General features: G+C 61.5%; 5 protein-coding genes. 1 reads left to right on the top strand and 4 read right to left on the bottom strand.

The window, feature by feature from the left end:
- From JHD07_RS12185 to JHD07_RS12170, 4 genes are all read right to left on the bottom strand, one after another.
- Positions 1-428, bottom strand: a 428-nt coding sequence (locus JHD07_RS12185; RefSeq protein ID WP_291622326.1) for an NAD-dependent epimerase/dehydratase family protein, incomplete at its 3' end; no start/stop codon positions are given.
- Positions 409-1,479, bottom strand: a complete 1,071-nt coding sequence (gmd, locus tag JHD07_RS12180) for a GDP-mannose 4,6-dehydratase (RefSeq protein ID WP_291622324.1) — start codon at positions 1,477-1,479, stop codon at positions 409-411. The genes gmd and JHD07_RS12185, both read right to left, overlap by 20 nt.
- 127 nt (positions 1,480-1,606) lie before the next feature.
- On the bottom strand, positions 1,607-3,040 hold the full coding sequence (locus tag JHD07_RS12175; protein ID WP_291622322.1) for an MBOAT family O-acyltransferase: 1,434 nt from the start codon (positions 3,038-3,040) through the stop codon (positions 1,607-1,609).
- Complete coding sequence (locus JHD07_RS12170) at positions 3,040-4,083, bottom strand: hypothetical protein (RefSeq protein WP_291622320.1); 1,044 nt, start codon at positions 4,081-4,083, stop codon at positions 3,040-3,042. Before JHD07_RS12170 ends, JHD07_RS12175 begins: the two co-directional genes overlap by 1 nt.
- 616 nt (positions 4,084-4,699) lie before the next feature.
- Between JHD07_RS12170 and JHD07_RS12165 the strand changes: the two genes are divergently transcribed.
- Positions 4,700-5,532: asparagine synthetase B (locus JHD07_RS12165; RefSeq protein ID WP_291622318.1), on the top strand; the 833-nt coding region annotated here is incomplete at its 3' end.

Raw genomic sequence — 5,532 nt, 5'->3', positions numbered from 1 at the left:
GCATAGGGTTCGTTGGTCGGTTCCAACGGGCCGGTCAGCATCGACTGCTCGCGCAGCGGCTGGGCGGCGAACTTCGGATAGATGCAGGACGACCCGAGAAACATCAGCTTTTCCGCGCCATTGAGATGCGCGGCGTGGATCACATTGGAAGCGATCGCGATGTTGTCGTAGATGAACTCGGCGCGCAACGTATCGTTGGCGACAATGCCGCCGACCTTTGCAGCGGCGAGGAATACCACCTGCGGCCGCACCTTCGCGAACCAGTCGAACACGGCGGCCTGGTTGCACAGATCGAGCCCACTGCGGTCGGCCGTGACGAGATCGACGTCCTCTTGCGCCAGCCGCCGCGAGATCGCGCTGCCGACCATACCGCGATGACCGGCGACATAGACGCGTTTGCCCTTCAGCTCAAATGTCACGCTTGCCATTGGCCGCATCCCGTTTCGCCTCGGCGAGATCGCTCGCAACCATCTCCTCGACCAGCTGGGCAAAAGTGCGCGTCGGCTTCCAGCCGAGCACCGCATGCGCCTTGCTGGCGTCGCCGACCAGGATATCCACCTCGGTCGGTCGGAAGTAGGCAGGATCGATCTTGACCACGGTCTTTCCGTTTCGGGCATCGACGCCGGTCTCGTCGACGCCATGACCTCGCCATTCTATACGGCGGCCGACCTGCGCGAACGCGAGCTCGACCATCTCCCGCACCGAGCGCGTCTCGCCGGTCGCGAGCACGAAATCGCCGGGCTTCTCGGCCTGCAAGATCCTGTGCATGCCTTCGACATAGTCGCGCGCATGACCCCAGTCGCGCTTGGCCTCGAGATTGCCGAGATAGAGTGTCCGGTCCAGCCCCACCTCGATACGGGCAACGCCGCGGGTGATCTTGCGGGTGACGAAGGTCTCGCCGCGGATCGGGCTTTCGTGATTGAACAGGATGCCGTTCGACGCAAACATGCCGTAGGCCTCGCGGTAGTTCACCGTGATCCAATAGCCGTAGAGTTTGGCGACGCCGTAGGGCGAGCGCGGATAGAACGGCGTTGTCTCTTTCTGCGGAATCTCCTGGACGAGACCGTAGAGCTCGGAGGTCGAAGCCTGGTAGAACCGGGTGTCTTTCTCCATACCGAGTATGCGGATCGCCTCCAGGAGCCGTAGCACGCCGACAGCGTCGGCATTGGCAGTATATTCCGGGCTCTCGAATGAGACCGCCACATGGCTCTGGGCGGCGAGATTGTAGATCTCGGTCGGCCGGATCTGCTGCACCAGCCTGATCAGATTGGTGGAGTCGGTCATGTCGCCGTAATGCATCAGGAACGGCACGTCGCCCGCGTGCGGATCCCGATAGAGATGATCGACCCGCGCCGTGTTGAATGAGGACGAGCGCCGCTTTATGCCGTGCACGACATAGCCGCGGGACAACAGATACTCGGCGAGATATGCGCCGTCCTGCCCGGTCACGCCGGTGATGAGAGCGATCCGCTTGCTCATTTCTCACGCCTTACTGCTGCAAATTCGCGATAACGGATGCCGTCGACACCCCCGGACCTGCTTGGCCCACTTGCCAATCCGATCCGCACGCTATCGCTTCCCAAGTGCCGCACATCCGCCTCCCTGCTCAGAACTGGAAGTAGATGAACTCGGCATGACCGAAGATGCCGAAAAGTATGATGTAGTATGCGAGCGCCACCCCCGCGCCCGTTGGAAGCCAGCGCATTTCACCCAGCGCCTCGAGCCGCCGCGGGCGGAATGCGAGGTGAAAGTCGACCACGAACAGAATGAGAAGTGAGACCCCCAGCATCAACAATTCCACGCTCGCAAGCCCAAGCATCTTGAGCGTGCCGTACGACACCGGACCGAACTCGCCCAGGCTTCGGAACACGACAAATGCATTCGCGAGGCTGGTCGACCGAAAGAAGACCCAACCTGCCAGTACGATCGCCATCATCCAGAACCAGCCGAACACCCGTCGGGTCGTCGGGTTCAACCAAAGCTCCACCTTGGCCGTTCTCGCGAATGCGCGCTCGAGCACCAGGCCGGTTCCGTGCAGCACGCCCCAGGCGGCGAAGGTCCACGCAGCGCCGTGCCATATCCCGCTGACTGCGAACACGATCATCAGATTGCGCGCGGTCCTCCACTCGCTGCCGCGACTGCCGCCGAGTGGAATGAACAGGTAGTCGCGGAACCAACTCGACAGAGAAATATGCCAGCAGCGCCAAAACTCGTTCAGGCTGCAGGTGAAATACGGCTGTCGAAAGTTGATCATGAGATCGAAGCCCATGATGCGGGCCGTTCCGCGGGCAATGTCGGAATATCCGGAGAAATCGCAATAGATCTGGATGGCGAAGAGAATGACGGCCAGCAGTTGGTAGCTTCCGGAATATTGTTCGGGGGCCGCATAGATCCCATTGACCACCGGCCCGACCACGTCGGCGATGCACATCTTTTTGAACAATCCAAAGCCGATCAAGAACAGGCCGGCATTCAGATCCGGAAATGACAACCGGTGAACCGTGCGAAACTGCGGCAGCATGTGCGCGGCACGCTCGATTGGGCCGGCAATCAGCTGCGGAAAGAAGCTCACATATTGAGCGTAAGTGAGGAAGTCGCGCTCGGCCTCGACCTTTCGGTAGTAGACGTCCAGGGTGTAACCGATCGACTGAAACGTGTAGAAGGAAATGCCGAGCGGCAGCGCGAGCCCCAGCGCGTAATCCGGGATGACATAGCCGAACAGTCCGGCCGCACCGATCACATTCGCGATGAAGAAATCCAGATACTTCACCGTTGCGAGAATGCCGAGATTGATGGTCAGCGCCAGGACCATCGCCGCCTTGCGGCCGCCATCGGTCCGGGAACGAGCCATCATCAGCGCGGTCGTGTAATCCACCGCCGTGGTCAGTGCGAGCAAGAGCCCGAAAGACGGACGCCAACTCATGTAAAACACGTAGCTTGCGATCAACAACACGATCGGCTGTGTTCGCTTCCGCAGGCCGAAGAAGATCGCAAGAAATGTCACGAAGAACGCCAGGAACTCGAACGAATTGAAGAGCATCAGTCGAATGCTCCGCTCGCCTTCAGCAGCCTGGCCAGCTCAGACGTATAAACCCTTGCACCGGTCGGATTCATGTGCTGGGGATCGGCAAAGAGTGTGGGCGGATAGACGAAATAGTCCGGCCCGAACACGCGGATGAGTGGCCGCTCGGACATGGCCGTCAGCCGGAACTGGTCGGACGAAGGGCACGGCGCCACCTCGCCTTCACGAAAAAGCCCCGGAACAAATCCCACCTGAAACCCGTGCTGGCGGGCCAGATGTTCGAGGCGATCACGCGCGCGGGATCTTTCGGAAATGAACCGCGGTTGGCTTCGCGCGGCATTGTCGGTCGGCAACGAGTAGTCGGCCGGCAGCCGGTCATCGGGATAATGGCTCTGCGACTTGATAAAGTACCATCCCCTATCGTCGATCATGGCCGACCGTTGTGCTTCGACGTCACGAACTGCTTCCGCAAGTCGCTCCTGATTCTGAAAGAGAAACAGCGCGGCATCGCGAGGCAACGTGCGGAACGGAAAAAGCGTACCGGCAAGCCGGTTGTCGTCGCGCAGCAGTGCTGCAGGCCCGTCGACTTCGGCCTTGTCATCCCATGGTATCGTCAGAAGCACGTGCGTCGGGGTGTTACCCGCGGCCAACGCGGCCTCCAGGATCGGAAGAAAGCGCACTTCCCCGGGCAGTGCCAGATTGTACGAACGAAAATGCGGGCCCATCTCGGCGTCGAGGTCGCGCGCCCGAAAGGCAGACAGGATCTTGCTGTGACCGAACACCATGATGCGATACCGGTCCTGCGGTTCGAACATTGGCATCTTCACCAGCGTGTCGAACTTCGCGTCTGCAATGACCACCGAGCCCGGCCTGAGGAAAGGAAGCAGGACGTAGGCCGCGGCCAGCGCAGCCCAGACGGCGCTGAAGACCAGGACAAATATCCCCGCACGTGCGATCCAGATCCTTGTCTGAGCTGTGCTCGAGCGATTGGCCGCATCGCGCTCTCCCGAGCCGCCAAGCGCCTCTGTCGCGTCAACTGCCGGCCGCGGCAGGTTCGACACGAGCGATAATCCTTCGGAAGCTGGGTGCCGGCGCGGCTTGGACATTTCCGAGACAACTCACGGGAGACCCTGCAGCAGGACGACGCCGGGCGGTCTTGCCATCTGAGGCGCAGCCGATATCAAAGAAACATTACAGTTTGACGATACCAGATACCGAACATCACATGGTCTCGATGTATTGCGGCAATGAATAACATTGGCTAGATAGGCGCGCCTTTGCTTGTGCAACGGGACGACCGCTTAAAGCGGGTATCGCGCAAATTCGGGGTAGAGCATGGCGATGGGGGCCACGACCTCCGTGGTGTCGGACGGGGCACAAGGATGCTGACCTCATCGCGCGTCGGGACATATCGTTCTGGTATGACGTTGCCGCCGTTTCCTCGGTATCGGCCCTGCCCGCCTCAGGCATTCCACCCTCATCAAGGTCGTGCTGGGTGCGACCATGAATCCGAGCGCCGAAACCTCAACACCCAGCTTCTCAACACGGACAGGTCTCATGCCGCCTTGCGCCCGCTTTGCGGGAAGCGCTCAACCCAGCCCCCTCTCATGCGGGCTTAACTTGATGGACCGTCCTGACGTCCCCGCACGACATTTCCTGGCCTGGAAACACTGAGTCATGTGCGCAATCAACGGCTCCTTTGCCTACGGCACCGACGCCCTCCCGGTCGAAAGGTCCGAACTTCTGCGCGTCCGCGATGCGATGACCGCACGCGGCCCCGACGCCGCCGGCCTCTGGTTGTCGGAGGACGCGCGCGTAGGATTCGCGCATCGGCGCCTCGCCATCATCGACCTGAGTGAAGGCGGCGCGCAACCGATGCGTGATCCCGACACCGGCAACTGGATCTGCTTCAACGGCGAGATATACAATCATCAGTCGTTGCGAGCGCGCTTGAACAGCCAGGGCATCACCACGCGCACGCAGTCCGACACCGAAGTCCTGCTCAAGCTCTATGCCCGGGAAGGTACCGGCATGTTCGCGGATCTGCGCGGCATGTATGCCTTTGCGCTCTGGGACGCTGGGCGACGGGAGTTGCTGCTGGCCCGCGACCCGTTCGGCATAAAGCCGCTTTATGTTGCGGACGACGGCCGCACGGTCCGCTTCGCGTCGCAGGTCAAGCCGCTTCTGCAAACGCCGATCGACCGCCGGCCCGAAGCGGCCGGCCACGCCGGCTTCCTGCTCTGGGGATCGGTGCCCGAACCCTACACGTTCTATCGCGGAATTCGCGCGTTGCCAGCCGGCCATTGGCAGCGCTTCGCAAACGGTTGTGCCACGCCAGCGGTATGCTTTGCCAATGTGCTCGATACGCTCCGCCAGCTGCCGTCGGCGGCCCAAGGCCACCGTGAGAACGCGCTCGATCAGATCGCCGCTGCGGTCAAGGACAGCGTCGCGGCTCACATGGTCGCGGACGTGCCGGTCGGGGTGTTCCTGTCGGCGGGCCTCGACTCCAC

Source organism: Bradyrhizobium sp. (assembly GCF_016462955.1).
Taxonomy (GTDB): domain Bacteria; phylum Pseudomonadota; class Alphaproteobacteria; order Rhizobiales; family Xanthobacteraceae; genus Bradyrhizobium.
This window is presented reverse-complemented; position numbering and strand designations above follow the sequence as displayed.

What these genes read in the sequence shown, in the direction of transcription:
- gmd (WP_291622324.1), bottom strand. Translation starts at nt 1,479, where the DNA reads ATGAGCAAGCGGATCGCTCTCATCACCGGCGTGACCGGGCAGGACGGC.
- JHD07_RS12175 (WP_291622322.1), bottom strand. Translation starts at nt 3,040, where the DNA reads ATGCTCTTCAATTCGTTCGAGTTCCTGGCGTTCTTCGTGACATTTCTT.